26 protein-coding genes and 1 pseudogene are annotated in these 25,641 nt (G+C 70.2%); 13 read left to right on the top strand and 14 right to left on the bottom strand.

From position 1 onward, the window contains the following. Window positions 1-150 precede the first annotated feature (150 nt). From istA (JOD52_RS04680) to JOD52_RS04665, 4 genes and pseudogenes are all read left to right on the top strand, one after another. Window positions 151-1,713 carry an IS21 family transposase gene (gene istA, locus JOD52_RS04680; protein WP_204408388.1) on the top strand — a complete coding sequence of 521 codons (1,563 nt, stop codon included), beginning with the start codon at window positions 151-153 and terminating at the stop codon, window positions 1,711-1,713. Further along, window positions 1,710-2,456, top strand: coding sequence for an ATP-binding protein (locus JOD52_RS04675; RefSeq protein WP_338124028.1), 747 nt, complete (start codon window positions 1,710-1,712; stop codon window positions 2,454-2,456). Before istA (JOD52_RS04680) ends, JOD52_RS04675 begins: the two co-directional genes overlap by 4 nt. 4 nt (window positions 2,457-2,460) lie before the next feature. Continuing rightward, entirely contained in the window at window positions 2,461-2,655 is a 195-nt protein-coding gene (locus tag JOD52_RS04670; protein WP_204411829.1) for a hypothetical protein, read from the top strand. Beyond that, window positions 2,600-3,139 (top strand): annotated as a pseudogene (locus tag JOD52_RS04665) (Mu transposase C-terminal domain-containing protein); the annotation flags it as partial. The gene JOD52_RS04670 and the pseudogene JOD52_RS04665, both read left to right, overlap by 56 nt. Before the next feature lie 164 nt (window positions 3,140-3,303). Here JOD52_RS04665 and JOD52_RS04660 read toward each other — a convergent pair. The 5 genes from JOD52_RS04660 to istA (JOD52_RS04645) are packed head-to-tail and all read right to left on the bottom strand — an operon-like array spanning window position 3,304 to window position 6,999. Then, window positions 3,304-4,254, bottom strand: coding sequence for an IS3 family transposase (locus JOD52_RS04660; protein ID WP_204408918.1), 951 nt, complete (start codon window positions 4,252-4,254; stop codon window positions 3,304-3,306). After that, entirely contained in the window at window positions 4,251-4,568 is a 318-nt protein-coding gene (locus JOD52_RS04655; RefSeq protein WP_010080477.1) for a transposase, read from the bottom strand. The genes JOD52_RS04660 and JOD52_RS04655 overlap by 4 nt, the downstream gene beginning before the upstream one ends. Further along, window positions 4,561-4,689, bottom strand: coding sequence for a hypothetical protein (locus JOD52_RS17430; protein ID WP_275579089.1), 129 nt, complete (start codon window positions 4,687-4,689; stop codon window positions 4,561-4,563). Before JOD52_RS17430 ends, JOD52_RS04655 begins: the two co-directional genes overlap by 8 nt. Before the next feature lie 4 nt (window positions 4,690-4,693). Continuing rightward, complete coding sequence (locus JOD52_RS04650) at window positions 4,694-5,440, bottom strand: ATP-binding protein (RefSeq protein ID WP_338124028.1); 747 nt, start codon at window positions 5,438-5,440, stop codon at window positions 4,694-4,696. Beyond that, window positions 5,437-6,999 (bottom strand): IS21 family transposase, encoded by a 1,563-nt coding sequence (istA, locus tag JOD52_RS04645; protein ID WP_204408388.1) that lies wholly within the window; start codon window positions 6,997-6,999, stop codon window positions 5,437-5,439. The genes JOD52_RS04650 and istA (JOD52_RS04645) overlap by 4 nt, the downstream gene beginning before the upstream one ends. Before the next feature lie 455 nt (window positions 7,000-7,454). Here istA (JOD52_RS04645) and JOD52_RS04640 point away from each other — a divergent pair, with 455 nt between their 5' ends. Further along, the gene (locus JOD52_RS04640) at window positions 7,455-7,985 is read left to right on the top strand and encodes a B3/B4 domain-containing protein (protein ID WP_017822974.1); all 531 of its coding nucleotides are present in this window, start codon (window positions 7,455-7,457) and stop codon (window positions 7,983-7,985) included. A 215-nt stretch (window positions 7,986-8,200) separates the two neighbouring features. Further along, window positions 8,201-8,575, top strand: a complete 375-nt coding sequence (locus tag JOD52_RS04635; RefSeq protein WP_204408917.1) for an ankyrin repeat domain-containing protein — start codon at window positions 8,201-8,203, stop codon at window positions 8,573-8,575. Between the two features lie 28 nt (window positions 8,576-8,603). Here JOD52_RS04635 and JOD52_RS04630 read toward each other — a convergent pair whose 3' ends face one another. Beyond that, a complete protein-coding gene (locus tag JOD52_RS04630) occupies window positions 8,604-9,104 on the bottom strand; it encodes a GNAT family N-acetyltransferase (RefSeq protein WP_204408916.1) in 501 nt (166 codons plus the stop codon). Between the two features lie 56 nt (window positions 9,105-9,160). Here JOD52_RS04630 and JOD52_RS04625 point away from each other — a divergent pair, with 56 nt between their 5' ends. Continuing rightward, entirely contained in the window at window positions 9,161-9,631 is a 471-nt protein-coding gene (locus JOD52_RS04625) for a TspO/MBR family protein (protein WP_204408915.1), read from the top strand. On the opposite strand, the gene JOD52_RS04620 is transcribed toward JOD52_RS04625, so the two are convergent. The 4 genes from JOD52_RS04620 to JOD52_RS04605 are packed head-to-tail and all read right to left on the bottom strand — an operon-like array spanning window position 9,594 to window position 12,821. Next, on the bottom strand, window positions 9,594-10,646 hold the full coding sequence (locus JOD52_RS04620) for an alpha/beta fold hydrolase (protein WP_204408914.1): 1,053 nt from the start codon (window positions 10,644-10,646) through the stop codon (window positions 9,594-9,596). The genes JOD52_RS04625 and JOD52_RS04620 overlap by 38 nt on opposite strands. Continuing rightward, window positions 10,639-11,703 carry an Fpg/Nei family DNA glycosylase gene (locus tag JOD52_RS04615; protein WP_204408913.1) on the bottom strand — a complete coding sequence of 355 codons (1,065 nt, stop codon included), beginning with the start codon at window positions 11,701-11,703 and terminating at the stop codon, window positions 10,639-10,641. Before JOD52_RS04615 ends, JOD52_RS04620 begins: the two co-directional genes overlap by 8 nt. Then, a complete protein-coding gene (locus JOD52_RS04610; RefSeq protein WP_031307002.1) occupies window positions 11,703-12,158 on the bottom strand; it encodes a ribose-5-phosphate isomerase in 456 nt (151 codons plus the stop codon). Before JOD52_RS04610 ends, JOD52_RS04615 begins: the two co-directional genes overlap by 1 nt. A 33-nt stretch (window positions 12,159-12,191) precedes the next feature. Beyond that, complete coding sequence (locus JOD52_RS04605) at window positions 12,192-12,821, bottom strand: mycothiol-dependent nitroreductase Rv2466c family protein (RefSeq protein ID WP_031307003.1); 630 nt, start codon at window positions 12,819-12,821, stop codon at window positions 12,192-12,194. A gap of 138 nt (window positions 12,822-12,959) precedes the next feature. On the opposite strand from JOD52_RS04605, the gene JOD52_RS04600 reads away from it, so the two are divergent. Beyond that, a complete protein-coding gene (locus JOD52_RS04600; protein ID WP_204408912.1) occupies window positions 12,960-14,780 on the top strand; it encodes an ABC transporter transmembrane domain-containing protein in 1,821 nt (606 codons plus the stop codon). A gap of 17 nt (window positions 14,781-14,797) precedes the next feature. On the opposite strand, the gene JOD52_RS04595 is transcribed toward JOD52_RS04600, so the two are convergent. Continuing rightward, on the bottom strand, window positions 14,798-16,018 hold the full coding sequence (locus tag JOD52_RS04595; RefSeq protein ID WP_204408911.1) for an IS110 family RNA-guided transposase: 1,221 nt from the start codon (window positions 16,016-16,018) through the stop codon (window positions 14,798-14,800). A 239-nt stretch (window positions 16,019-16,257) separates the two neighbouring features. Between JOD52_RS04595 and JOD52_RS04590 the strand changes: the two genes are divergently transcribed. Further along, window positions 16,258-18,084, top strand: a complete 1,827-nt coding sequence (locus JOD52_RS04590) for an ABC transporter ATP-binding protein (protein WP_239552104.1) — start codon at window positions 16,258-16,260, stop codon at window positions 18,082-18,084. A 19-nt stretch (window positions 18,085-18,103) separates the two neighbouring features. On the opposite strand, the gene JOD52_RS04585 is transcribed toward JOD52_RS04590, so the two are convergent. Further along, a complete protein-coding gene (locus JOD52_RS04585) occupies window positions 18,104-19,480 on the bottom strand; it encodes a hypothetical protein (RefSeq protein ID WP_204408909.1) in 1,377 nt (458 codons plus the stop codon). Here JOD52_RS04585 and JOD52_RS04580 point away from each other — a divergent pair. Beyond that, complete coding sequence (locus JOD52_RS04580; RefSeq protein ID WP_204408908.1) at window positions 19,467-20,699, top strand: serine/threonine-protein kinase; 1,233 nt, start codon at window positions 19,467-19,469, stop codon at window positions 20,697-20,699. The genes JOD52_RS04585 and JOD52_RS04580 overlap by 14 nt on opposite strands. 34 nt (window positions 20,700-20,733) lie before the next feature. On the opposite strand, the gene JOD52_RS04575 is transcribed toward JOD52_RS04580, so the two are convergent. Further along, window positions 20,734-21,414, bottom strand: a complete 681-nt coding sequence (locus JOD52_RS04575; RefSeq protein ID WP_017824247.1) for a response regulator — start codon at window positions 21,412-21,414, stop codon at window positions 20,734-20,736. A gap of 51 nt (window positions 21,415-21,465) precedes the next feature. Here JOD52_RS04575 and JOD52_RS04570 point away from each other — a divergent pair, with 51 nt between their 5' ends. The 3 genes from JOD52_RS04570 to JOD52_RS04560 all read left to right on the top strand — a co-directional run bounded on the left by JOD52_RS04570 (window position 21,466) and on the right by JOD52_RS04560 (window position 24,682). After that, the gene (locus JOD52_RS04570; protein ID WP_204408907.1) at window positions 21,466-22,677 is read left to right on the top strand and encodes a sensor histidine kinase; all 1,212 of its coding nucleotides are present in this window, start codon (window positions 21,466-21,468) and stop codon (window positions 22,675-22,677) included. 95 nt (window positions 22,678-22,772) lie between these two features. Beyond that, window positions 22,773-23,888 (top strand): fatty acid desaturase family protein, encoded by a 1,116-nt coding sequence (locus tag JOD52_RS04565; protein WP_204408906.1) that lies wholly within the window; start codon window positions 22,773-22,775, stop codon window positions 23,886-23,888. A gap of 140 nt (window positions 23,889-24,028) precedes the next feature. Then, on the top strand, window positions 24,029-24,682 hold the full coding sequence (locus JOD52_RS04560) for a ribonuclease FAU-1 family protein (RefSeq protein ID WP_204408905.1): 654 nt from the start codon (window positions 24,029-24,031) through the stop codon (window positions 24,680-24,682). A gap of 17 nt (window positions 24,683-24,699) precedes the next feature. On the opposite strand, the gene JOD52_RS04555 is transcribed toward JOD52_RS04560, so the two are convergent. After that, on the bottom strand, window positions 24,700-25,446 hold the full coding sequence (locus JOD52_RS04555; RefSeq protein WP_204408904.1) for a class I SAM-dependent DNA methyltransferase: 747 nt from the start codon (window positions 25,444-25,446) through the stop codon (window positions 24,700-24,702). Between the last annotated feature and the right edge of the window lie 195 nt (window positions 25,447-25,641).

The raw sequence follows: 25,641 nt of genomic DNA, 5'->3' as shown, positions 1-25,641 counted from the left end.
TCGCTGGGGTCCGCTGATCGAGGGTTCGGGTGCCACGTCGCTGCCGTAGCGGTGGCGTCGTTCGGGACCACCAGTGGTGTCGTTGGGGCCGCTCTGTCTACGCTCCTTCCGCCGTGTGTATAGGGCACGCGGCGGAAGGAGCAATCTGGAATGGTACGGAAGATCAGGGCGAAGCTGGTGCTCCAGCTGCGCGCAGAAGGTCTGTCGGGGCGAGCGATTTCGTCCTCGCAGGGCATGTCCCGCAAGTCCGTGAGGGCGGTGTTCGAGGCCGCTGACGCTGCAGGGATCGGGTGGGGCGATATCGCGGACGTCGCCGATGAGCAGGTGTATGCCCGGTTGTTCCCGGGCCGGGGCGAGCACGAGAGCGTGTTCGCACAGCCGGACTGGGAACAGGTCCATCGAGAGATGGCCAGGGTCGGCGTGACGCTGAAGCTGTTGCACGGCGAGTACTTCGACGCGACCACGGCGGCTGGGGATCCGGCGATGGGGTATGACCGGTTTTGCCGCACCTACCAGCACCACGTCATGGTCACCGGTGCCGCTTCGAGAGTCGGTCACAAGGCCGGCCAGAGCGTGGAGGTCGACTGGTCCGGCCCCACGATGGAGCTGGCCGATCCGGTCACCGGCGAGGTCTCGAAGGTGTTCTTGTTCGTTGCCTGCCTGCCTTTTTCTCGTTACGCGTTCTGCTTCCCGGCGCTGGATATGCGCCAGGAGTCCTGGCTGCGAGCGCACGTAGCGATGTTCGAGGCGCTGGGCGGGACGGTCCCGAGGATCGTTCCGGACAACCTCAAGACCGGTGTGGTGAAGCACCCCCGCGAGGGCGAGATCGTCCTGAACGATGCGTATCGCGAGATGGCAGCGCATTACTCGGCGGCGGTGCTCCCGGGGAGGGTGCGGAAACCGAAAGACAAGGCGAGCGTGGAGAACACCGTCGCGCACGTCGCGACCTGGGTCATCGCCGGGCTGCGGGATCAGCGATTCACGTCCCTGCCCGAACTTGCAGCCGCCATCGGGCAGCGGATGGAGGCCTATAACGCGGAGCCGTTCCAGAAGCGGCCCGGATCCCGCGCCAGCGTGTTCGACGCGGAGGAGCGGCCGCTGCTGACGCCGCTGCCGGCGGTGCCCTACGAGATCTCGACATGGCACTACGGACGACGAGTGGGCAGGAACGGGCACGTCACGTTCGCGCGGAACTTCTACTCCGCGCCGTTCGCGCACATCGGCGCGAAGGTCGATCTGCGCATCACGGCCCGGACGCTGGAGATCTATCAGGGCAGCCAGCGACTGACCAGTCACCTGCTGCTCCCGGAGACCGCGAGCAATGAGTACCGCACCAACGACGCGGACCTACCTGCGGGCGAGCGTTTCCAGGCCTGGGACGCGCAGAGGGTGCGGGCGTGGGCAGATCGGGTCGGGCCGGCCACGGTGATCGTGATCCAGCGGATCTTCGAGTCCGTGCCGATCGTGGAACAGGGCCTGGATCCCGCGTTGGCGGTGCTACGGCTCTCTCGCCGCTTCTCCGTAGATCGGGTCGAGGCGGCCTGCGCACTCGCGCTGACGGGACGGGTCCGTTCACCGCGCTATGCGCATCTGCACCCGATCTTGGCCACCGGGCAGGACAAGGTCGCCGCCCTGCGTCCACCCCGCGAGGAACCCGCGGAAGACGGCGGATACGTCCGTGGCGCCGACTACTACGCCGGAGGTGTCCGGTGAGCGTGATCGATAACGACACGAAGCGGAAGCTGCGCGAGATGGGCGCGACCGCGCTGCTGGACGCGATCGATGCCCAGGATGAGGCTCACGTGCTGGGGATGTCGTTCCAGGAACGGCTCCAGCTGATCGTGGACGAGGCGCATTCCATCTTCAATCATGGAAAGGTCGAGGGTCTGATCCGCCGGGCGGGGCTGCGTTATCCCGGAGCGGACCTGCGGCGGCTGGATCTGGTCGAGGAACGGGGACTGAACCGGAACGTGATCGCGCAACTGGCAACCTGCTCCTTCATCCAGCGGCAACAGAACGTGGTCTTCCAGGGCTTCACCGGCTCAGGGAAGTCCTACCTCGGCTGCGCGCTGGCGAAGCAGGCCTGCCAGCACCGGCTCCGAGCCCACTACATCCGAATGCCCGACCTCGAAGAGGCCTGGGCCCTGGCAAAGGACAAGCCGCAGGGCCAGACGAAGTTCCTGCGGAAGTACTCCACGTTCTCGCTGCTGGTGATCGACGAGTGGCTGCTGGACCATCCTGACGAGGGAATGCGTTCGATGCTGCTGGAACTGCTCGAGCGCCGCTATGACACCGGCTCGACCGTGTTCTGCACCCAGTACCCGAAGAAGGACTGGCACGCCCGGCTCGGTGGAGCAGTCCACGCCGATGCGATCATGGACCGCATCGTGCACAACACAATCTGGATCGACACCGGCGACAGGAACATGCGAGAACACACCGCACTGCCCCAGTGACCCGATGCCGGCGGGAGCCAGTGGTCCCCACCGCGGCGGCTACTGGCCCCCGTCGGCACGATCGGCGGTCCCCAAGAGCAAGATTCGGTGGCTCCCACGACTACGAATACTCAATCTGGCACAAGACCGACCCGGCCTGGCCGATGTGCGGCCTGCCCGACGTGCTCTACGTCGACCACGGCAGCGACTTCACCAGTGACCAGCTCGCCCACACCGCCGTCGACCTCCACATCCGACTGATCCACTCCACCGTCGCCCGACCCCAGGGACGGGGCAAGATCGAGCGGTTCTTCGGCACCATCAACACCGAGCTACTCGCCACCCTGCCCGGACACATCACCGAAGGGCACCCCTGGCCGACACCGAAACTGTCCCTGGCCGCCCTCGATAGCGCCCTGGAGGCGTTCGTGGCCACCTACAACGACCGCACGCACAGCGAGCTCGGAACCTCCCCGCGCAGCGCGTGGATCGCCGATGGCTGGCTGCCCCGAATGCCCGAGAGCCTGGAAGACCTCGACAGACTGCTGTTGACCGTCGCCAAGACCCGCGTCGTGCGCCGCGATGGCATCCGCTTCCAGGGCCTGCGCTACGTCTCGCCAACTCTGGCCGGCTACGTCGGACGCTCGGTCGTGATCCGCTACGACCCCCGCGACATCACCGAGATCCGCGTCTTCGGTCACGACGAATTCGTCTGCAAGGCCGTCAACCAAGAGCACCACGACCAGAAGGTCAGCCTCAAGGAGATCCAGGCCGCGCGCAACGCCCGCCGCCGGGCGCTGCGAGCCGACATCAACGAACGCATCGCCCTCGTGGCCGCACCTACCGAGACGCCACGGATTGTCCCGCGTCAAGTAGTTGGCAGGATTTCCTTGGTTTTGAATGTCGGGGTGGTGGGGTCGGCCAGGCCCAGGTGCACCTCCTTGGGCCGGTTCCATGAGATGGCCTCGTGGGGCCGGAGCTCGTTGTACTCGATCCGGTAGTCCTCGGCCCGCTCGGCGAGCACGATCGCGTCGTCGATCTCGTCCAGGTAGAGCCGTTCGTACTTCAGCGTGCCGAAGCCGCGTTCACGGGACCCGTTCTGCCCCGGGGTCTTCACTCGGGTGCGCACGTGATGTAGCTCGGGGTGGGCGGCGATGAAGGACTCGAAGCGGAAGGACCGGAACGGCCCGCCGTTGTCCGTCACGATGGTCACCACGGGCAACAGCTCACCGGTCTCGGGATCGACCGGGCAGGCCTCGACCAGCGGGTGACCGAACATGGCCTCGTAGTCGGCCAGGGCCAACTCGATCGCGTCGATCGCGTCGTGCTGGTTCCCGGTGGGCGAAACGTGGAAGGGGTGCTCGTACTTGGACCAGTAGTCCCGGCACCCGGCCAGCCGCCAGGTCCCTCCGGTGGTGGTCTCGAACTCGCTGAAGTCCAGCTGCCAGACTTGGCTCGGACCGGTCGGCTCGGTGGCGAACGCGGCCTTGCGCCGCTCGGCCAGCTTCCGTCGCTCCCGTTGGTACTGCGCGGGCAGAATCAGCCCCTCGTCGCGCAGGATCCGCAGCACGGTCGCCTCGGAAACCACATGCCCGTCGTGGCGGACCATCGCCCAGATCTTCCGATGCCCCCACGCCGGATGGGCCAACGCGTGCTTGACCACCAGTTCCCTGGCGGCCTGCCGTGCCGGTTGCGGCCACGGTCCCTTCACCGCCGTCCCGGTGCGGGCCTTGGCCTGCCAGCGGCGCCAGGTCCGCTCGGGCATGTCGAAGAGCTGGCAGAACCTCGCGGTCGACATGCCCGCTTCCACGCGGATCACCTCGAGGTCCTCGAAGGGCCCAGCCGGCCCTCCGCGGACTTCTTCCACACCCTGGCCTCCAGGTGTGCCTCGCCCAAAGCCTGGGTCAGCTCGGCGACCTCGGCCTCCAGCTGTTCCTCTCGGGAGGATGGTCCGGACCTGCCGGCCACCAGGGCGGTCTTGCCGGCTTCCAGGAACTCGGCCTTCCACCGTCCGATGGACTGCTCACTGACTTTCTCCTTGCGTGCCGCTTCGGCGATGGACATCTCGCCGGCCAGCACGCTCAGCACTATCCGGGTCTTCTTCTCCGCCGGAATCGAGGGTGGTCTACCCATTTCTGACTCTCCTGAGTATTCGTAGTCGTGGGAGCCACCGAATCTTGCTCTTGGGGACCGCCGATCGTGCCGACGGGGGCCAGTAGCCGCCGCGGTGGGGACCACTGGCTCCCGCCGGCATCGGGTCACTGGGGCAGTGCGGTGTGTTCTCGCATGTTCCTGTCGCCGGTGTCGATCCAGATTGTGTTGTGCACGATGCGGTCCATGATCGCATCGGCGTGGACTGCTCCACCGAGCCGGGCGTGCCAGTCCTTCTTCGGGTACTGGGTGCAGAACACGGTCGAGCCGGTGTCATAGCGGCGCTCGAGCAGTTCCAGCAGCATCGAACGCATTCCCTCGTCAGGATGGTCCAGCAGCCACTCGTCGATCACCAGCAGCGAGAACGTGGAGTACTTCCGCAGGAACTTCGTCTGGCCCTGCGGCTTGTCCTTTGCCAGGGCCCAGGCCTCTTCGAGGTCGGGCATTCGGATGTAGTGGGCTCGGAGCCGGTGCTGGCAGGCCTGCTTCGCCAGCGCGCAGCCGAGGTAGGACTTCCCTGAGCCGGTGAAGCCCTGGAAGACCACGTTCTGTTGCCGCTGGATGAAGGAGCAGGTTGCCAGTTGCGCGATCACGTTCCGGTTCAGTCCCCGTTCCTCGACCAGATCCAGCCGCCGCAGGTCCGCTCCGGGATAACGCAGCCCCGCCCGGCGGATCAGACCCTCGACCTTTCCATGATTGAAGATGGAATGCGCCTCGTCCACGATCAGCTGGAGCCGTTCCTGGAACGACATCCCCAGCACGTGAGCCTCATCCTGGGCATCGATCGCGTCCAGCAGCGCGGTCGCGCCCATCTCGCGCAGCTTCCGCTTCGTGTCGTTATCGATCACGCTCACCGGACACCTCCGGCGTAGTAGTCGGCGCCACGGACGTATCCGCCGTCTTCCGCGGGTTCCTCGCGGGGTGGACGCAGGGCGGCGACCTTGTCCTGCCCGGTGGCCAAGATCGGGTGCAGATGCGCATAGCGCGGTGAACGGACCCGTCCCGTCAGCGCGAGTGCGCAGGCCGCCTCGACCCGATCTACGGAGAAGCGGCGAGAGAGCCGTAGCACCGCCAACGCGGGATCCAGGCCCTGTTCCACGATCGGCACGGACTCGAAGATCCGCTGGATCACGATCACCGTGGCCGGCCCGACCCGATCTGCCCACGCCCGCACCCTCTGCGCGTCCCAGGCCTGGAAACGCTCGCCCGCAGGTAGGTCCGCGTCGTTGGTGCGGTACTCATTGCTCGCGGTCTCCGGGAGCAGCAGGTGACTGGTCAGTCGCTGGCTGCCCTGATAGATCTCCAGCGTCCGGGCCGTGATGCGCAGATCGACCTTCGCGCCGATGTGCGCGAACGGCGCGGAGTAGAAGTTCCGCGCGAACGTGACGTGCCCGTTCCTGCCCACTCGTCGTCCGTAGTGCCATGTCGAGATCTCGTAGGGCACCGCCGGCAGCGGCGTCAGCAGCGGCCGCTCCTCCGCGTCGAACACGCTGGCGCGGGATCCGGGCCGCTTCTGGAACGGCTCCGCGTTATAGGCCTCCATCCGCTGCCCGATGGCGGCTGCAAGTTCGGGCAGGGACGTGAATCGCTGATCCCGCAGCCCGGCGATGACCCAGGTCGCGACGTGCGCGACGGTGTTCTCCACGCTCGCCTTGTCTTTCGGTTTCCGCACCCTCCCCGGGAGCACCGCCGCCGAGTAATGCGCTGCCATCTCGCGATACGCATCGTTCAGGACGATCTCGCCCTCGCGGGGGTGCTTCACCACACCGGTCTTGAGGTTGTCCGGAACGATCCTCGGGACCGTCCCGCCCAGCGCCTCGAACATCGCTACGTGCGCTCGCAGCCAGGACTCCTGGCGCATATCCAGCGCCGGGAAGCAGAACGCGTAACGAGAAAAAGGCAGGCAGGCAACGAACAAGAACACCTTCGAGACCTCGCCGGTGACCGGATCGGCCAGCTCCATCGTGGGGCCGGACCAGTCGACCTCCACGCTCTGGCCGGCCTTGTGACCGACTCTCGAAGCGGCACCGGTGACCATGACGTGGTGCTGGTAGGTGCGGCAAAACCGGTCATACCCCATCGCCGGATCCCCAGCCGCCGTGGTCGCGTCGAAGTACTCGCCGTGCAACAGCTTCAGCGTCACGCCGACCCTGGCCATCTCTCGATGGACCTGTTCCCAGTCCGGCTGTGCGAACACGCTCTCGTGCTCGCCCCGGCCCGGGAACAACCGGGCATACACCTGCTCATCGGCGACGTCCGCGATATCGCCCCACCCGATCCCTGCAGCGTCAGCGGCCTCGAACACCGCCCTCACGGACTTGCGGGACATGCCCTGCGAGGACGAAATCGCTCGCCCCGACAGACCTTCTGCGCGCAGCTGGAGCACCAGCTTCGCCCTGATCTTCCGTACCATTCCAGATTGCTCCTTCCGCCGCGTGCCCTATACACACGGCGGAAGGAGCGTAGACAGAGCGGCCCCAACGACACCACTGGTGGTCCCGAACGACGCCACCGCTACGGCAGCGACGTGGCACCCGAACCCTCGATCAGCGGACCCCAGCGAGGCGAATATTCATCTCCTTCAGGACCTACATAACGGCCCTGCCACTAAGTCTGACGCGCGACACGTCCACGAACCCGGCGTGGGCGAAGCCCAAGAAATGGAGAGCACTGATGACTGATCCTCAGACCCCCGAGACCTTCCTCGCCGCGTGCGAGGTGTCCCCCGCCGTGCTCGAGCTGCGCCCGGACTAGCGCGCCCTCCTCATCGTCGTCTCCGGGCTGGACCCGCTGTCCTCCTCGCCGTCCGCCGACGATCTCGTCGGCCGTGCCGAGGCTCATGCACGGGAGCTGATCGATTCCTCGCCGGTGGAGGAGCTGGACCACATCGCCGCCTGGCGAGAGGCGTATCGAGCGTTCGGGGCGAAGCCGCAGCGCACCCGCAACAGTCTTGAGGCCCTCACTCGTCGCGCCGCCACGGGCCTGCCTCGGATCAACGCACTCACCGACATCTACAACGCGATCTCGGTGCTGCACCAGATCCCGCTGGGCGGTGAGGATCTCGACAAGTACCAGGGTCCGGCCCGGCTCGTCCGCGCCGGCGGTGATGAACCCTTCGAGACCATCGCGAACGGTACGACAGTCATCGAGAACCCGATCGCCGGGGAGGTCATCTGGCGCGACGATGCGGGGGTGACCTGCCGGCGCTGGAACTGGCGACAGGGCCCGCGCACCGGACTCACCGATGACACACGGACCGCGTTCTTCATCCTCGACGCTCTCACCCCGCTTAGCGAGGAGGCCCTCACCGCCGCAGGCCAGGCCCTGGTGGATGAGCTCATGGTGCTCGGCCCCGAGGTTCATGCCTCGCAGCGGCTGCTCGGGGCAGCAGCGCACTGATCAGCGCTGAGGCCAGGTCGACTCTTGCGCCTCGTCCCTTCGCCTCGACAGCCAGCTGCCCTGACCTGACCAGCGCGCATGCTCAGTCGTTCGCAGCGCACCACGATCGCGTGGTGGGCATTACCTGGAGACGGCCCACCGCCGGGATCCAGCGCGACCACGAGATCGGTGGGCTCTGAAGCCGGCGTCAAGCACCGCCCCGTACCCTGATCCACATGGATGATGACGTCGTGGAGCTCGCCCACCAGATGTTCGACATGGCCCGGCAGGGTGATGCCGTCACCCTGCTCGCACTGCTGGACCAGGGCGCACCCGCTGACATGCAGGACGCCGAGGGGAACTCCCTGCTGATGCTCGCCGCGTACCACGACCACCCCACCCTGGTGGAGGCCCTGGCCTCCCGCGGGGCCGACGTGGACCTGCTGAACGACCGCGGCCAGTCGCCCCTGGCCGGCGCCGCCTTCAAGGGGTACACGGAGGTGGCGCGGGTCCTGCTGAAGGCCGGAGCCGACCCGGACCTGGGCGAGCCCAGCGGCCGTGCGACGGCGCAGTACTTCGGCCGCGAGGACATCACGGCACTGCTGGACTGAGCTGCCTACAGGCCGGTGCCCGCACTGATCAGCGCGGGTGGCGGTACACCATCGGCACGTGCTCGATGCCGGCCTCCATGAACACTGACCCTGTCGTCTCGTAACCCATCCCCAGGTACCACTTCTCCAGGTACGCCTGAGCGTCGATGTGCACCTCGGCCTCGGGATCGATCCTGTGCGTCAGGTCCAGCGCCGCCCGCATGATCCTCCCGCCGAAGCCGTCGCGACGGTTCTGCTTGCGCACCGCGAGGCGGCCGATGCGCAGCGTGCCGTCGTCCTCGGTGAGCACCCGGATGTGGGCGGCAGGCTCTCCGCTCGCGGTCTCGATCCACAGGATAGTGGTGCCGGGCTCCAGCTCACGGCCGTCGAGGTCCGCGTCGGTGGCGTGCTGCTCGAGGGTGAACACGTCCTGCCGCAGCTTGGCCAGCAGGTACACGGTGACCGGGTTGATCTCGCTCAGGTGGGCGCGGTGGATGGTCGCACCACCGGGCAGGTCGATCACGGAGGCATCGGGGAGAGCATCAGGCATGGCGCTACTGTAATAGCGGCCGGGCACCTCCCATCTGACCGGTCTACGGTGAGGACATGCACCCTCTCGTGAAGACCTCCCTCGCCACCGCCGCCACTGCCGCTGCCGGTTCCGTCGCAACCGCCCGGAGCACCGAATCGCTGTGGTACGAGTCGCTCGACAAGCCCGATTTCCAGCCGCCCGGCTGGGTGTTCCCCGTCGCCTGGACGGCCCTGTACACCGACATCGCGGTCACCACGGGCCTGGCACTGGACAAGCTGCCCGAGGAGGAGCGCGCGGCCCTGAAGAAGGCTCTCGGCGTGAACCTGGTGCTGAACGCGGGCTGGTCCTGGGTGTTCTTCGGCACCCGCAATGTGGGCGCTTCCGTGCCGGTCGCGGCCGCCCTCGCCGTCTCCAGCGCTGATCTTGTGCGCCGCGTGGGCCGTGCCAAGAAGCGCTACGGCGTGGCACTGTCCCCGTACGCGGCCTGGACCGCTTTCGCAACGGTGCTCAGCGCCTCCCTGAAGGAGCGCAACCCGGGCGAGTGAGCTGGTCCATCGCCTCGCACCACAGTCGCACCATCTCCGGTCCGCCGTGGCCCTCGCCCTCGACGACCTGAAGGGTGCTGCCGGGCCACGCCCGGTGCACCAGGCACGGGGTGCGCACCGGGCCGGAGACGTCGCGCCTCCCATGGATCAGCACCCCGGGGATCCCTGCCAGGCGGTGCATGCCCCCCAGCAGTCCGCTGCCGGGCTCGGCACCCCAGCGCACTGCCCAGTCGGCCACGAAGCCGTCGTAGGACCAGTAGTGGGTGACCAGGCGCGCGAACTCCACATCGGCCTCGGTCAGCTGATCGACGGTACGCATCGCGGGCGCCGGGGCGCCTGCGGGCAGGCCGATCCCGATGTGGGCGTCCTCCCAGCTCATCCAGGCGGCCGCGGCCTCCCGCACGCGTTGCGGATCGGAATCGGCGAGCATGTCGCGGTAGGCCTCCACCAGTCGCGGTGACCCCGCGGCGTGCCCGAACCCGGACCCACCGCGCCGGAAGCCCGTGCGCTGCTCGGCACGGCTCGCGAGCGCATCCCATGCCTCGGGGTACACCGCCCCCACGCCCTCCGTGATCCAGTCCACCTCCCAGCGGCCGGTGGTGGTGACCGCGAAAAGCACCACGGCCCGCACCCGCTCGGGATGTGTTTGTGCGTAGGCGAGCGCCAGGGTGCTGCCCCAGGAGACGCCCTGCACGATCCAGGTCTCGATCCCCAGGTGCTCCCGCAGCTGTTCGATGTCGGTCACCAGGTTCGTCGTGGTCTGGCCGGTGAGCCCTCCCGGGCCGATGCGGCGCTGCAGCAGGCCCACCAATAGGGTGCGATCAGCGGGGACCTTCCGCCGGTAGCCCGGCATCAGCAGCCCGCCGGGGCCGCCGTGCAGGTACAGCGCAGGCACACCGCCGCGCGTGCCGGAGAGCTCGTAGACCAGCTCGTGCCCGTCGGCCGCGGTCAGTGCCCCCTGCTCGAGCAGGGGAGCGAGCGGCGGCTGCTCGTCCCTGTGGGGCCGCTCAATCATCCCCAGTCTCCAGCGCCCAGGGTGCGGCGGGATGCTGTCCGATCCAGGCCGCCTTGCGGCTGCGCACCTTCTGGCAGCCGGGGCACCAGTAGACGGTGCGCCCGGCCAGTTCCTGCGATCGCACCTCGGTGCCGCACAGGCGGCAGGGAAGGGTGTGCCGGTGGTACACGTAGAAGGACTGCTCGCGCGGCACCACGGTGGGGTCGTCGTCCCCGTTCTGCCGGGTGCGCTCCATGATCCGCGCATCCAGCAGTCGGTGCTCCGGCTGCGTGGTGACGATGCGACCGGTGCGTGCGCCGTATCGCATCAGCTCCACCAGGTCCTCCCAGATCCCCTCCACCAGTCCGCGACCCAGCTCCGTGCCGGGTACGAAGGGGTCCAGGCGTGCTCGGAACAGCAGCTCGGCCCGGTAGATGTTGCCGATCCCTGCCACCACTTGCTGGTTCATCAGCAGCGTAGCGATCGGGGAGCGTGAGGCGAGCACGCGGCGCACGAACCTCTCGGGGTCGGCGTCCTCGCGCAGCGGGTCCGGGCCCAGCCGGTCGATGATCGCCTGCCGGCCAGCGCCGTCCAGCAGTTCGCAGGCGGTGGGGCCGGTGAGGTCGGCGAGCCCGCGGGGCCCCTGGATGCGCAACCGGGTCGTGGGCCGCGGCAGCAGGTAACGCCAGTCGGCCGTCCCCGCCCCGCGCCCGTCGCCATCATCATCGTCGCCGTCGGGTTCGGGCAGGGCGCTCTCCTGCTCCCCCACCCGCACCCGGGGCGCGCCGATGGCATGCAGCACCGCGAAGCCGGGCTCACCGGCGAAGGTCCACGAGCCGTACAGGCCCAGGTGCACGTGCACCCACCGCACCACCGGCGCGTCGAGGTCCACGTCGTCGCTCGGGGCGAAGGCGAGGAACAGGTGCTTGCCCACGGCCTCGGCGCCCAGCAGCACCATCCGGTCGATCTGCGCGGCCTCCGTGAAGCGCCCCTGCGGGCTGGAGGTGCGCACCGGGCCGCCCACCAGGCCGTCGCGGAAGGCCGCGGCCAGCCGGTGGACGGTATGCCCCTCGGGCATCAGCGAGCGCGGGTGGTCTCGTATTCGGCGATCAGGGCGATGCGCCGCGAGTGCCGCTCCTCGTCGCTGAAGGGCTCGGCCAGGAACAGGTCGATCAGGTCCTCCAGCTCCTCCTCGGTGTGCTGGCGGGCGCCCACGGAGATCACGTTGGCGTCGTTGTGCTGGCGGGCCAGCTTCGCGGTGTCCTCGTTCCACACCAAGGCCGCGCGCACGCCCTTCACCTTGTTGGCGGCGATCTGCTCACCGTTGCCGGAGCCGCCGATCACGATTCCCAGCGAACCGGGCTGGGCCACCACGGCCTCACCCACGGCGATGCAGAACGGCGGGTAGTCGTCCAAGGCGTCGTACTCGTGGGCACCGTGGTCGGTGACCTCGTGGCCCTTGGACCGCAGCGAGGCCACCAGTCGGTTCTTCAGCTCGAAGCCGGCGTGGTCGGTGCCGATGTGGACATGCATGCTCATCACTCCGTCTCTGGGTCTCTCGGTCACTCAGCTGAGGTCGATGCCGCCGGTGCGGCTGCGCTTGAGCTCGTAGAAGCCCTGCACACCGGCCAGGGCCTCCAGACCGTCCAGCAGGCGGCCGGCCGCCTCCCCCTTGGGTGCCGGCGACACCACGGGGCCGAAATAAGCAGTCCCCTCGGTGCCCTCGCCGAAGGAGATCACCGGGGTGCCCACGTCGTCGCCCACCTTGTCGATGGCCTCGGCGTGGGAGGCGCGCAGGGCCTGCTCCACCTCATCGCCCTCCGTGCGGTCGTAGGCATCGATCAGGGCGGCAGGCAGCCCCGCGTCCTCGAGGGCCGCAGTGGCGGTGGCCCGCCGATCGCCCTTCTGGTCACCCACATGGAAGCGCTCGCCCCAGGCGGTGTACCAGCGGGAGAAGGCCTCATCGCCCTCGGTGCGGGCGATCTCGACGGCGAGGCGGGCAGCGCCCCAGGAGTCGTCGATGCCGCGGCGGTAGTCGGGATCCAGGTCCCGGCCCTCGTTCAGCACGGCCAGGGACATGACGCGGAAGCGCGGGGTGACCTCGCGCACCTGCGCGGCCTGCAGCAGCCAACGGCTGGTCATCCAGGCGAAGGGGCAGGCGGGATCGACGAACAGTTCGACGGTGCGGGTGCTCACGCGCGGGGTCCTCTCCTCGGGGGTGGTCACTCTCATTCTGCCACCGGCCCGGGGCCGACGGGCCAGGTGACCGGGTCGACACCGCCCGGGCTGCATATTCGATTGCGGCGACGCACCCCCGCGGGGTTGGATCGACAGGTGCCCGACCCCGTCCCCTCCTCCGCCGCAGCGGCGCCTGCCCCGACCACTGCCTCGACCGCCGACGCGCCGCGCCCCGGCGTGCTGCGGTCCATCGTGCGCGCCCACACGGGGATGCTGGCCTGGGTGCTGCCCTTGGCGGCGATCTCCGAGGGCATCGAGATGCTGGTCCCGATCGGTCTGGGCCTGGTGATCGACCACGGCATCGTGGCCGGTAACCTGCGCGTCACGATCCTGGGCGCCCTCGCCGTGGTGGCGCTGCGCCTGGTGGGTGCCGTGTTCTGGATCCTCACCTTCCTGGCCTCCCAGAAGGCCTGCATGCTGGAGAGGCACCGCCTGCGCGTGGCGATGACCGGCGCGGTGCTGGACCCCCGCTCCCGCCGGATCGACCGGCCCGCCGGCGAAGTGCTCTCCATCGCCACCTCCGATGCCGACAAGGCCTCGGACGTGCTGGACATGCTGCCCTGGGTGGTGCCGTCCCTGCTGGTGGTGCTCGGCGCCACCGTCTGGCTGACGGTGCTGGACGTGTGGCTGGGCCTGGCCATGCTGCTGGGCATCGTGGTGATGGTGCTGGTGATCCGGGTGATCACCCCGACCCTGTCCAAGCGCTACGACGACCAGCAGTCCCAGGCCGCCGAGGCCGCCGCCACCGCCACCGACCTGGTGCACGGCCTGCGCGTGCTGCAGGGGCTGGGTGTGCAGTCCCGCGCCCGCGCCGTGTACCGCCGCCGCTCCCGGGTGGCCCTCGAAGCAGCCCTGGTCAACGCCCGCTACTCCGGCATCTCCAGCGGACTCACCACCCTGGTGACCGGCCTGATGCTGGCCGCCGTGGTGGTGATCGCCGCCCAGCGCACCCTGGCCGGTGACCTCTCCATCGGGGTGCTGATCGCCGTGGTGGGCGTGGCCCGCACCGTGATGGGCATGCTGCAGGGCCTGTCCGGGGCCCCCGTGTGGTGGGCCGGCATGTCCACCTCCGCCCGCCGTGTGCGCGACCTGCTGGGCGACCTGGGCCGCACCGTGGACGACGAGGAGCTCACCCTGGAGCGCCTCACCACCCAGCGCGACGACCGCGGTGACGGGCCCGGCGGCGCCCGGCTGCGCCGCGGCGGTGCCGGCGGGCTGCACCTGGACGCGGTGGGCACCGGCCCCCTGGCCGGCGTGGACCTCTCCGTCCCCGACGGCAGCGTGATGGCGGTGGCCTGCGCGGATGTGCGCGATGCCGACGCCCTGGTGGAGACGGTCTCCGGCCGCACCGACGGCGGGGCCCGCGTGGGCGAGCGCCCGATCACGCCGCAGGAGCGGATGCAGCTGCGCGCTGATCTGCTGGTGGAGCCGCACGTGGTGGACCTGTTCGACGGCACCCTGCGTGAGCAGCTGGCCACCCGCGCACCCGACACGGTGGCCACCGACGGCTCCGACGACGCCTGGGCTGATGCCGCCCTGCATGCCGCCGGTGCCGGTGACCTGCTGCGAATCCTGCCCGAGGGCTACGACACCCGGATCCTGGACCGTGGCTCGAACCTCTCCGGCGGGCAGCGTCAGCGCATCGCGCTGGCCCGCTCCGTCGCGGCCGACCCGCCCGTGCTGGTGCTGCAGGACCCCACCACCGCGGTCGACGCGGTGACCGAGCAGCACATCGCCGAGGCGCTGGTGGCGGCACGCCGCCGCACCGACCGGGCCACCCTGATCGTCACCCGGGCCCCGGCGCTGCTGCGCCACGCCGACCGGGTGGTGTACCTGCGCTCCGGGCGGATCGTCGCCGAGGGCGACCACGCCGAGCTGATGGACCTCGAGGACTACCGGGAGATGGTGCAGCGATGAGTTCCCTGAGTCAACCTCTAGGCCGCGAGAGCGGTGGTTTTGTGTGTTCTGTCGGTTCTGTGGGCTTGGTGGGTGGCGGGGTCGTAGCAGGTGCCGTCGCGCCAGCAGGCGTAGATGATCCGCAGCCAGGCCCGGGCCAGGATCCGCACGGCATGGGCATGGCGTTTGCCCTGGGCGCGTGCGGTCTCGTAAATGTTCTTCGCCCAGGGCGAGGCGTGGCGGGAGTTGTCTGCCCAGCGGACCAGGGCTTGGCGGGCCCGCCGGTTGGTGGCGTAGCGGAACACGACCGCGTGGGATTTACCCGAGGCGCGGGTGACGGGCACGACGCCTGCCTCGGCGGCGAGCTGGTCAGCGTTGGAGGCGTGTTCGAGCAACGGTCCGATCTCCCCGATGATCTGGGCGAGGTTGACGATCCCCACCCGGGGCAGGGGCTGGATCAACGCTGCCCAGGAATGGGCGGCCAGAGCCGTCTCGATCTGGGCTTCAAGGTCATCGATCGCTGTTCTGAGGGCCCGGATGACCTGGACCTGTGTGCGAACCAGCGCGGTGATCGTCTCCTCACCGAGCCGCGAGGCAGGCGCGGGGGCCCCACGAAGCCTGGCCACCAGGGCAGCGGGGTCGACGCGGCCGGAGTAGTGCTGCCGGGCGAGCCAGTCCCGCATTCTGGCCGGGGCCAGGTGCTTGGCCGAGGCTGGGGTGGGGAACCTGTCGCAGAAGGCCAGGGCGATATCGGAGTCCAGGCGGGCGAACACCACCCCGGCGCCGGGCCAGTGCTCGGCCAGCAGGGCGGCGAGCTGGTTGGTCGCGGCCACGCGGGCGGTGACCTGGTCCTCGCGGGCCCGGACCAGCGCTTGCAGCTCGAGGGTCGCCTGCTCGGTCGGGCGCAGGGTCCGCAGGCGGTGCCCGTCGGTGCGGAGGTAGTCGGCGAGCTTGAACGCGTCGCCGGGGTCGTCCTTGGCGCGGGCAGCGCCCCAGCGGGGACGGACGGCGTTGAACGCGTTGGGATGGACCGGGACCACGGGATGCCCGGCGGTCAGGAGACGGTCGATCACCAGCCCGCGGGTGGTCTCGATCGCGACCGGCAGCCTAGCCGGAGGGCCGTGGCTGGCCAGGCGGGCCAGGGTGGCTCGAATCCCGTCCTCGGTGTGGGGGCAGGGCCAGCGGTCGATCACCTGGCCCTGGTCATCGATCACAGCGACAGCATGGGTGGTATTGCCCCAGTCCCATCCGACATACATGCGCGTACTCCAGGTTCATCGAAGGAGCACCACTTGGTGGAGGTCATCTGCCGGAAGCTCACTGCTCGGCCCTCAAAGGGGCATGTTCCTGACGCCGTTCAGATGGCCTCGGCCCGGCGGGGCCGGCAGAACTCATCGTGGCCGTCGAACGGCACGCACAAATGGCCGTGCACCCACCGGGACCGAGTGGTCACGACCTTACCGAACAAGGCCGCACTAAGGATGGTGCACCAGTGAGCATGATCGACTGGAACCGCTCCGTCGAGGAGGTCCTGGGCGATGACACCACCGCCCAGCGGCAGCTGGACGAGCACGCCCAATTGCTGCCGATCGCCAGCGGCGGCCAGGCAGCGCGCTTCATGCTGGCGCGCCTCGGTGAGCACCGCTGGTTCACGCTCCTCACCCTGCTGATCACCATCGGCAGCGCTGTCGCTGCGGCGATCCTGCCACGCCTGATCGGTGCGGCGGTGGACGTGGTCGACTCCGGTGGCACCTCCGCCGCCGTGTGGACGCTCGGGGCGCAGATCGTCGCCGTCGGCGCGGTCCAGGCCGTGCTGATGGCGGTGGGCTGGACGATGATCTCCTCGCTGGGACAGCGGATCCTGGCCGGGATGCGCGAGGACGTGATCGACCGCGCCCTGGACCTGCCGGCGCAGTCCATGGAGCAGACGGGCATCGGCGATGCCCTCTCCCGGGTCGCGGACGACGTGGACGTGGCCGCGCGGGCCGTGAACAACCTGGTGCCCAACCTGATCCAGCTGGGCTTCCTGGTGGTGGTGACCCTGGCCGGGATGGCCACCCTCTCGCCCTACCTGCTGCTGATGGTCGTGGTGATCGTGCCGATGTACGTGCTGGCGGCCCGCTGGTACCTGCGTCGCACCGCCCCGCTGTACCGCAAGGAGCGAGTGGCGATGGGCGCCCGCGCCCAGGGACTGCTCTCCGCCATCCACGGCATCCCCACCGTCAACGCCTACGGCATCGAGCGCCGCGAGACCCGCCACGTGGCGGTGCTGTCGGAGACCGCCGCGGTGCTGAACATGCGGGTGATGAGCCTGGTGGGGAAGATGGTGGCGCTGATCAACATCCCGGAGTCGATCGCGCTGCTGTCGGTGATGGTGATCGGCTTCGCGATGGTGCACCAGGCGGGCGCCCCGCTGGGCCTGGTCACCGCGGCCGCGATCTACCTGGTGAGCCTGTTCTGGCCGATGCTGGCGTTCATCTTCAACCTCGACGACGTCCAGAGCGCCGGGGCGAGCCTGTCACGCATGGTCGGGGTGATCACCTCGATCGACCCGGCGGCCTCCCCGGGGCCCCAGGTCCCGCAGGACGCCTCGATCCGCCTGGAGCAGGTCTCCCACTCCTACACCACCGACGAGGACGGTCAGGAGCGGGTGGTGCTGCACCCGATCGACCTGGACATAGCCGCCGGGGAGACGGTGGCCCTGGTGGGCGCCTCCGGTGCCGGCAAGTCCACCTTGGCCTCGATCATCACCGGCACCCTCACCCCCCGTCACGGGCGGGTGCTCCACGGCGGGGCGGATCTGGCGCGGGCCGACATCGAGGCCGTGCGCTCGCACGCCTCGATCGTGAGCCAGGACGTGCACGTGTTCCGCGGCACCCTCGCGGAGGACCTGAAGCTGGCCCGCCCCCTCGCCACCGAGGAGGAACTGTGGGCGGCGCTGCGCACCGTGGAGGCCGATGCGTGGGCCGAGCGCCTGCCCAAGGGCCTGGACACGGAGGTGGGCGAGAAGGGCGAGCGGCTCAGCGCCGAGCAGTCCCAGCAGCTGGCACTGGCCCGCATCGCCCTGCAGGACCCGGCCGTGCTGGTGCTGGACGAGGCCACGGCCGACGAGGGCTCCTCCGGCGCCCGGGTGCTGGAGCGGGCGGCGCTGGCGGTGGCCGCCGGCCGCACCACGGTGATCGTGGCGCACCGGCTCTCCCAGGCCAAGGAGGCCGACCGCATCCTGGTGATGGCAGAGGGCCGCGTGGTCGAGCAGGGCCCGCACGAGCACCTCGTGGCACTCGACGGCGTGTACGCCCGGCTGTGGGAGGCCTGGAGCAGCTGAGCCCGGCTGGGCCCGCTGATCAGCGTCGCCTGCGCCCCCACAGCACCGCCGCCCCGGCGACCCCGGTGAGCACCGCGACCACCGCCAGCAGGCCGGCGGCCCCCAGCATCACCAGCTTCCCCATCCCCAGCTCACCGAGGAACCCGAGGTCGCTGAGCCCTCCGGAGGAGCCGCTCGGCAGGTCGCCCAGCTCCAGCACCTCGGAGGCGCCCTCGGCCGCCTCGCCCTCCACCTCGAGGGTGAGGATCAGCCGCACCGGGTCCGCCCCGGCCGCAGCGGCACCCTCGGGCCGCTGCAGGCGCTGCACCATCACGGTGTGGGTGCCGGGCAGCCAGGCGCTGCGGATGGATGCCTTCTCCGAGGAGCGGTTGCCGACGGCGACCGGGGCCGTCATCCCCCCACCCTCGATGATCCCGCGCTGGGACAGGGACTGGTTCCCCCCGCCCACGGCGACCTGGTCGCGCACCGGGTTGCGGGCCAGCACCACCAGCTGCCCGGCCTCCTCCCCCACTTCGGAGACGATCTCGGTGCGCCACCGCAGCCTCTGCCCCTCCCCCACGGAGACGGAGACGAAGCCGACCTCGCCGGGCACCAGCTCGATCACGTAGGAACCGGGCTCCACGGGTAGCGCACCGCTGAAGGAGCGGCCCAGCTCGATCGGCTCGGACTGCGCGGGGGCCACGGGTGAGGCACCGGAGTCGGCGATCTCCTCGTCGACAGAGGGGTCCCCGCCCGCGGTCCCGGCCGGCTCGATGGCGATCTGCACCTCGATGGGCAGCGGCTGATCGGCCAGCCGGGTCCCCATCCTGGTGACCTTGAGGAACAGCTCGGTCCCGGCGCAGTCCTCCGGTCCCATCGGCCCGGAGACGCGCACCGTGGTGATCGGACCGTCGGCCGTGTGCGTCTCACCGTAGGTGCCGGTGCTGGAGTCGTTGCAGTCGTCCCCGCCGGCGGTCACGAAGGCCAGCCCCACCGAGAGGTCCTGGTAGTCCTCGGGCACCCCGGACCCGTAGGGCGGGGCGGCGATGACCGCGGCCGCGTGCACCCTCTCGCGCTCCCCGACCGCGATCCGGTAGTACTTGGCGGTGCCGTCCCCGCTGACGTCGGCACCGCCCTCGGCGAAGGAATCTCGGTGCAGCCCGGGGGCGACGGTGGGCGCCTGGGCGATGGAGGAGCCGCCCTCGATCTCGGCCCCGGCCGCCTGGTACGCGGTGGCCGGCGCCTCCGGCTCGTCGGCCGGGTCGGCGAGCGCCGGGGCGGATCCGAGGACCAGCACCAGCACCAGCGCCAGCAGCGCGGACGGCAGCGCGGACGGGAGCAGCGCGAGCCGCGTCGGCGCGGCCGCTCGCGGGGGATGGGGGTGCCCTAGCATGTGCACCATCATGTCCGATGTCATCGCCGGTCGCATCGAGCTCGTCGATCCCCTGGCCCGGGGGGCCACCGGGTCTCTCTGGCGAGCCGTGGACCGGCGCTACGGCGCGATCTTCGCGGCCAAGGTGATGCGCCAGCGCGACGGCGCCGACGTGCTGCGCTTCGTGCGCGAGCAGTCGGTGGGCACCGCGCAGGGACTGGGCGCCCACCCGCACCTGCTGCCGCCGTACACCTGGGTCGCGGAGGACGACACCATCGTGCTGGTGATGCCGCTGGTGCACGGCGGCACGGTGGCCGGGCTGCTGCGCACGTACGGTCCTCTCGCCCCCTCGCTCACCTCCCACCTGCTGGGCCAGCTGCTCGAGGCGCTCGCCGCCATGCACGAGAACCACTGGGTGCACCGCGACGTCAAGCCCGCCAACCTGCTGCTGGACAGCACCAGAAGCCAGGCCCCGCACCTGCTGCTGGCCGACTTCGGCATCGCCCTGCACGAGTCCGACGTACGACTCACCGCGACCGGACGCTTCCACGGCACCCCGGGGTACATGGCCCCCGAGGTCATGGAGGGCCAGAGCACCGGCCCGGCACAGGACGTGTGGGCCGCAGCCGCATGCGCCCAGCAGATGCTGGGCGGCGAGGATGCCCGGCAGGGCCTGGCCGACAGCACGGATCCCGCCGCCGGCGCTCTGGATGCGCTGCTGCGCTCGATGCTGGAGTCGGACCCCACCCGTCGGCCGACGGCTCGCCAGGCCCTCGAGCGCCTTCCCGCTCCCCAGGGAACGATCCAGAGCTGGTGCCGCAGCCGCGCCGGGAATCGGATCACGGTGCCGGACGGCGTCGAGCCGCTCGAGCCCGGATCGCTGGGGCACGGTCTGCGCGAAGTGGGCCTGAACGGGCCCGCAGACCTTGCGGGTATCGCTCCCGGCCTGCACGAGCGGATCACCGCCCGCACCGGGTCCATCCCCGCCCAGGCACCTGATCCGCAGGAGGCCTCCACCGATGCGTTCGTGGACGAGCCCACCCGCGTGAACCCCGAGCGGCACCCCGCTGCGCTGTGGCACCCGGGGACGCCGCCGCCTGCCCCTGAGCTGGGGGCCGACGCCACGCTCCCGCAGCGTGCGGGACCCTCGGCCGTCGCCACGGACCGCCCGCGCAGGGGAGCGGGTGCCGGCATCGTGCTGCTGACGATCTCCGGGCTGTCCGGTGCCCTCGCTCTGGTGCTGGCGTTGCTGGCTCTGGGCTGACCGACGCACCGCCCGCGCCGAGCCCCCCGGGCCCTCAGTCGCCGGCGCGAACCAGGCCGGATTCGTACGCGGCGATCACCAGCTGGGTGCGGTCGCGCAGCTGCAGCTTGGCCAGCATCCGCGACACGTGCGTCTTGACGGTCTGCTCCGCCATCACCAGCTCCGCGGCCACCTCCCGGTTCGCCAGGCCCCGCGCCACCAGGCGCAGCACGTCCAGCTCGCGGTCGGTGAGGCCGCTGAGCGTCGGCGCCACCCGGGGGCTCGGGTGCGGCCGAGAGGCGTAGTCGGCGATCAGGGTGCGGGTCACGCGGGGCGTCAGCAGGGCCTCGCCGTTGGCCACCACGCGCACGGCACGGACCAGCTCCTCGGGTGTGGAATCCTTGAGCAGGAACCCGCTCGCGCCGGCACGCAGCGCCGCGAACACGTACTCGTCGGCATCGAAGGTGGTGAGCATGATGATCCTGGGGACCTCGCCCGGCATCGCCAGAACGGCGCGGGTCGCCTCGAGCCCGTCCACCCTCGGCATGCGGATGTCCATCAGCACCACGTCGGGCCGGGTGCGGCGCACCACCTCCGTGATGCCCACCCCGTCGGAGGCGGTCCCGGCCACCTCGATGCCCTCCTGCGCCGACAGCAGTGCGGCGAAGCCGCCCAGGATCATGGACTGGTCGTCCACGATGAGCACGCGGGTGGGACGTGCGGGGGCGACAGTCATGGGTGCACGGTATCCCAGGGTCGTCGCCCGTGATCCCAGGGAGCAGGGCCGATGATCCATCCTCTGGAGCAGCTGCGTCACAGTGCCTGGACCCCGATGACGGTCGCCGGCGCGGGCTTCGTCCTGGCCGTCGTGGGCTGGCCCGTGACGGCCGCCGTGTACGGGGTCGACCCCGCGCTGGCGATGGTGGTGACGGTTGGCCATTCGGTCGCCGCGGTGCTGGCCGTCCGATGGCCCTGGGCGGGACTGTCGCTGGCGATCCCCGCCGCGGCGGGGACGATGCTGGTGACCGCCGCTGCTCCCGCCACGCTCCCCTGGCCCTGGCCGGTGACCTCGCTGATCGCCCACTGTCTCACCCTGGCGGTGCTGGCGGTGTGCCACCGCTGGTACTGGTCGATCTCGGCGTGGGCCGCCGGGGCGCTGCTGACGTTCCTTGCCCTGGTGCTCACGCCCCCGCGGGGCCTGCTCACCAACGGGGTGGTGCTGGTGGCCGTCAGTGGTGCGGTGGTGCTGCTGGGCCTGATGGTGCGGCAGTGGATCCTGATCGCCGGGCAGGTGGAGAAGGCACAGTCGCTCAGTGCCGCGGAGGCGCGCAGGCGGCGGGAGCTGGAGGAGCGCAACCGCATCGCCCGCGAGCTGCACGACGTGGTGGCCCACTCGATGTCGGTGATCACGGTGCAGGCCGGCACCGCCCGCTACCGCATCGACGGGCTCGGTGAGCAGACGGAGCGGGAGTTCGAGGACATCGCCGCGTCGTCCCGGCAGGCCCTGGGTGAGATGCGTTCCCTGCTGGCGCTGCTGCGCACCGAGGAGTCCGAGGGCCGCCTGGACACCGTGCCCATGCCGGGGCTGGTCGACGTGGGCGACCTGGTGGAGGCATCCCGTGCCTCCGGCACGCAGATCGCCTGCACGGACGTGGCCGAGCTGAGCGCCGTGGTGGAGGTGCCGCCCACCGTGGGCCTGGTGGTGTACCGGGTGGTGCAGGAGGCGCTCAGCAACGCCCTGCGCCATGCCGCCGGTGCCGCGATCACCGTGTCCATTACGCCGGATGCCCCCACCTCGGAGAACCCGGCTCTGCTGGTCGAGGTGGCGAACACGGCGCCGTCCGCGACCACCGAGGCCATGCCCGGATCCGGGATGGGCCTGGCGGGGCTGCGGGAGCGGGTGATGTCCCTGGGCGGGGCGGTGGCGGCCTCCCCCACCGACGACGGCGGCTACGCGGTGCGCGCACGGATCCCGCTGACCGACCCGGTACCTACCTGAGCGGACCCGCCCCTGACCCCCTACCCCGGTAGGGGGCGAAGGTTCGCTCCTGCGGGTGACGCGCAGGGTCACGGGGCCCTCCTAGCGTCACCGGTATGACGACCACTGCGCTTCCCCCCACCGCCGCGCCGGCCACCGGCACCGCACCGCGGCCCAGCACCCACGCCCGCGGCAACCTGCAGACCCGGGACTACTTCGAGCTATCCGAGAAGGTCAAGGCCGCGGGGCTGATGGGCCGGGACGTGGGCACCTACATGGTGCGCACCGCCCTGCTGGTGCTGGCCCTGGCCGGTGCGGTCACCCTGCTGCTCACCATGGGGCAGACCTGGTGGCAGCTGGCCGTCGCAGTGCTGTTCGGGATCCTGTTCACCCAGGCCGCGTTCCTGGGGCACGACGCCGCCCACCAGCAGGTGTTCGCCTCCGGCAAGCGCAACCAGTGGTTCTCCCGCGTCCTGGGGGCGCTGGTGGTGGGGCTGAGCATCTCCTGGTGGAACCGCAAGCACAACAAGCACCACGCCCACCCCAACACCATCGGCCGCGACGGTGACATCTCCGGCGGCGTGCTGGTGTTCGTGCCGGAGGAGGCCGCCGAGCGCACCGGCTTCATGGGCTGGCTCTCCCGCCACCAAGGCTGGATGTTCTTCCCGATGCTCTCCCTGTTCGCCTTCGTGCTGCACTACGAGGCGATCTCCTCGGTGCTCACCGAGAAGAAGCTCAAGCACCGCCGCCTCGAGGGCGCGCTGCTGGCGGTCCGCCTGATCGGCTTCCCGGTGCTGGTGTTCTCGGTCCTCGGCCTCGGCATGGGGCTGGCCTTCCTTGCCGTGCAGTTCGCGGTGTTCGGGATTTACATGGGCGGCTCCTTCGCCCCCAACCACAAGGGCATGCCGCTGATCCCCAAGGACCTCGAGGTGGACTTCCTGCGCCGTCAGGTGCTCACCAGCCGCAACATCACCGGCGGCCGGGCGATGAACTGGGCGATGGGTGGGCTGGACCTGCAGATCGAGCACCACCTGTTCCCGCGCATGCCCAGCGGGCACCTGCGCAAGGTGCGGCCCATCGTCAAGGAGTTCTGCGCCGAGCGCGGCATTACCTACACCGAGACCAACCTGATCAGCTCGTACTCGATCATCGTGCGGTACCTGAACCAGGTGGGTCTGGCCCATGCGGACCCCATGGAGTGCCCGCTGGTGACCCAGCTGCGACCGCGCTGACCCGGCGCGGCGGGGAGACGCCCCCATGGTGGCGGGGTATGGTCGGCCCATACACCTTCCCCCTCGCGGGCAGTGCAGCTCCGGCCCGGTGACCGGTCGGAACGGGGCGTCCGTGAGGGCCGATCCGGTCGGGACACACCATGTCGAGCACTCCCCGCTGGTCGCCCGGCGACCAGGTGACCTGGACCTACTACACCCCTCAGCACCCTACGCAGACCGTACGGCCCGGCACCGTGGTGCTGGACGACGACCGCGGTGTGGTGGTGTGGATCGCCCCCGGCACCGAGGTGCTGCTGCCCGTGCTGGAATCCGGGGCCGCCCTGCGCCGTGCGGGTGACGAGGGCATGTTCACCGCCCCCCGGGTGCAGTCCAAGCAGCTGTGGACCGGCAACGGCATCCTGATGATCGGCCTGCCGGACCTGCCGTACTCGGTGTGGCTGTTCTACAAGGACGACGGCTCCCTGGGCTGCTACTACATCAACCTCGAGACGCCCTACGAGCGCACCGAGGAGGGCCTGCGCACCCGCGACCTGGTGCTGGACCTCGTGGTACTGCCGCGGCGCGACTGGCACTACAAGGACGAGGACGAGCTGGAGGGCGCCGAGCGCACCGGTTACTTCAGTGCCGAGGAGATCGACGGGATCCGGGAAGCGGGGCGCCGCGCCGAGGAGCACATCGCCCGTTGGACCTACCCGTTCTCCGCCGGGTACGAGTACTTCTTCCCGGACCCCAAGTGGGCGATCCCCCAGTTGCCGGAGCACTACTCCTGGGACCTGGACCTGACCCGGCGGTGAGTCGGCCCGCCCCCTGATCAGGACCGTCGCGCGATCACGACCCATTCCCAGCCCGGACGATCGGGCGCATCACGGGTCCCCAGGAACTCGAACCCGGCCTCGGCGAGGGTCCTGGCGATCTCCTCCCGGGAGCGGAAGATCAGCGTCGAGGTCGAGGGGACCACCGTCCCATCGGGCAGATGACTGTCCGAGCGGAAGCTGACCAGCGGCAGATCCACTTCGCTCACCTCGAACACTTCCCGCACCTCGCCCACGCCCGGCGCGTGCCACCTCGACTCGCGCTGCTGCGCCCAGTCCTCCCAGGAGCGCCGCTCGGGGATGCGGGTCTCGAACACGAGGTGACCGCCGGGCACCAGGCACGCGTGGACGGCCCGCAGGGTCGCCAGCCAGTCCTCATCGCGCGTGAACACCTGGGCCACGTTACCGGTCATCACCGCCAGCTCGGCGGGAAGCCCCCGGGCCTCCGGGGCCTCCGCCACCGGCACCGCGTCCACCGCTGTCCCGTGGATCCAGCGCACCTTCTCGGCGTGCGGCTTGCCGCGAGCGACCTCGAGCATCTCGCCGGCGGGGTCGACCCCGGTCACGGCGCGCCCCTGGGCAGCGAGCCTCACCGCCAGCGCGCCGGTGCCGCAACCGACGTCCAGGACCGACCGCGCCCCCATCTCGTCGGCGATGGAGGCGTACAGGTCCAGATCCTCGCGGGACCCTTCGACCGTGTCGTAGGTGGTGGCGACGAAGGGGTGGTCGAACTCGTTGGCAGGCATGGTCGCGACCCTAGCCGCGAGGCCCCGCGTTCTCACCTGAATTCTTCTGCCCTCGAGCCATCGCCGACGAGAACCTGCCCTCCTCGCCCGACCCGCCCCTGTCGTCGACCCCGTGTCGATCCGCCGAGTTCCTCCCCATAGGCGGGTCGTCCACACCCGTGCCGGGAATGGTTCGTTTGTCGGGGGTGGTTGGTG

This window comes from Brachybacterium muris, from assembly GCF_016907455.1.
GTDB lineage: Bacteria > Actinomycetota > Actinomycetes > Actinomycetales > Dermabacteraceae > Brachybacterium > Brachybacterium muris.
The sequence above is the reverse complement of the archived record's forward strand: the minus strand, read 5'-3'. Positions and strand labels throughout refer to the sequence as shown.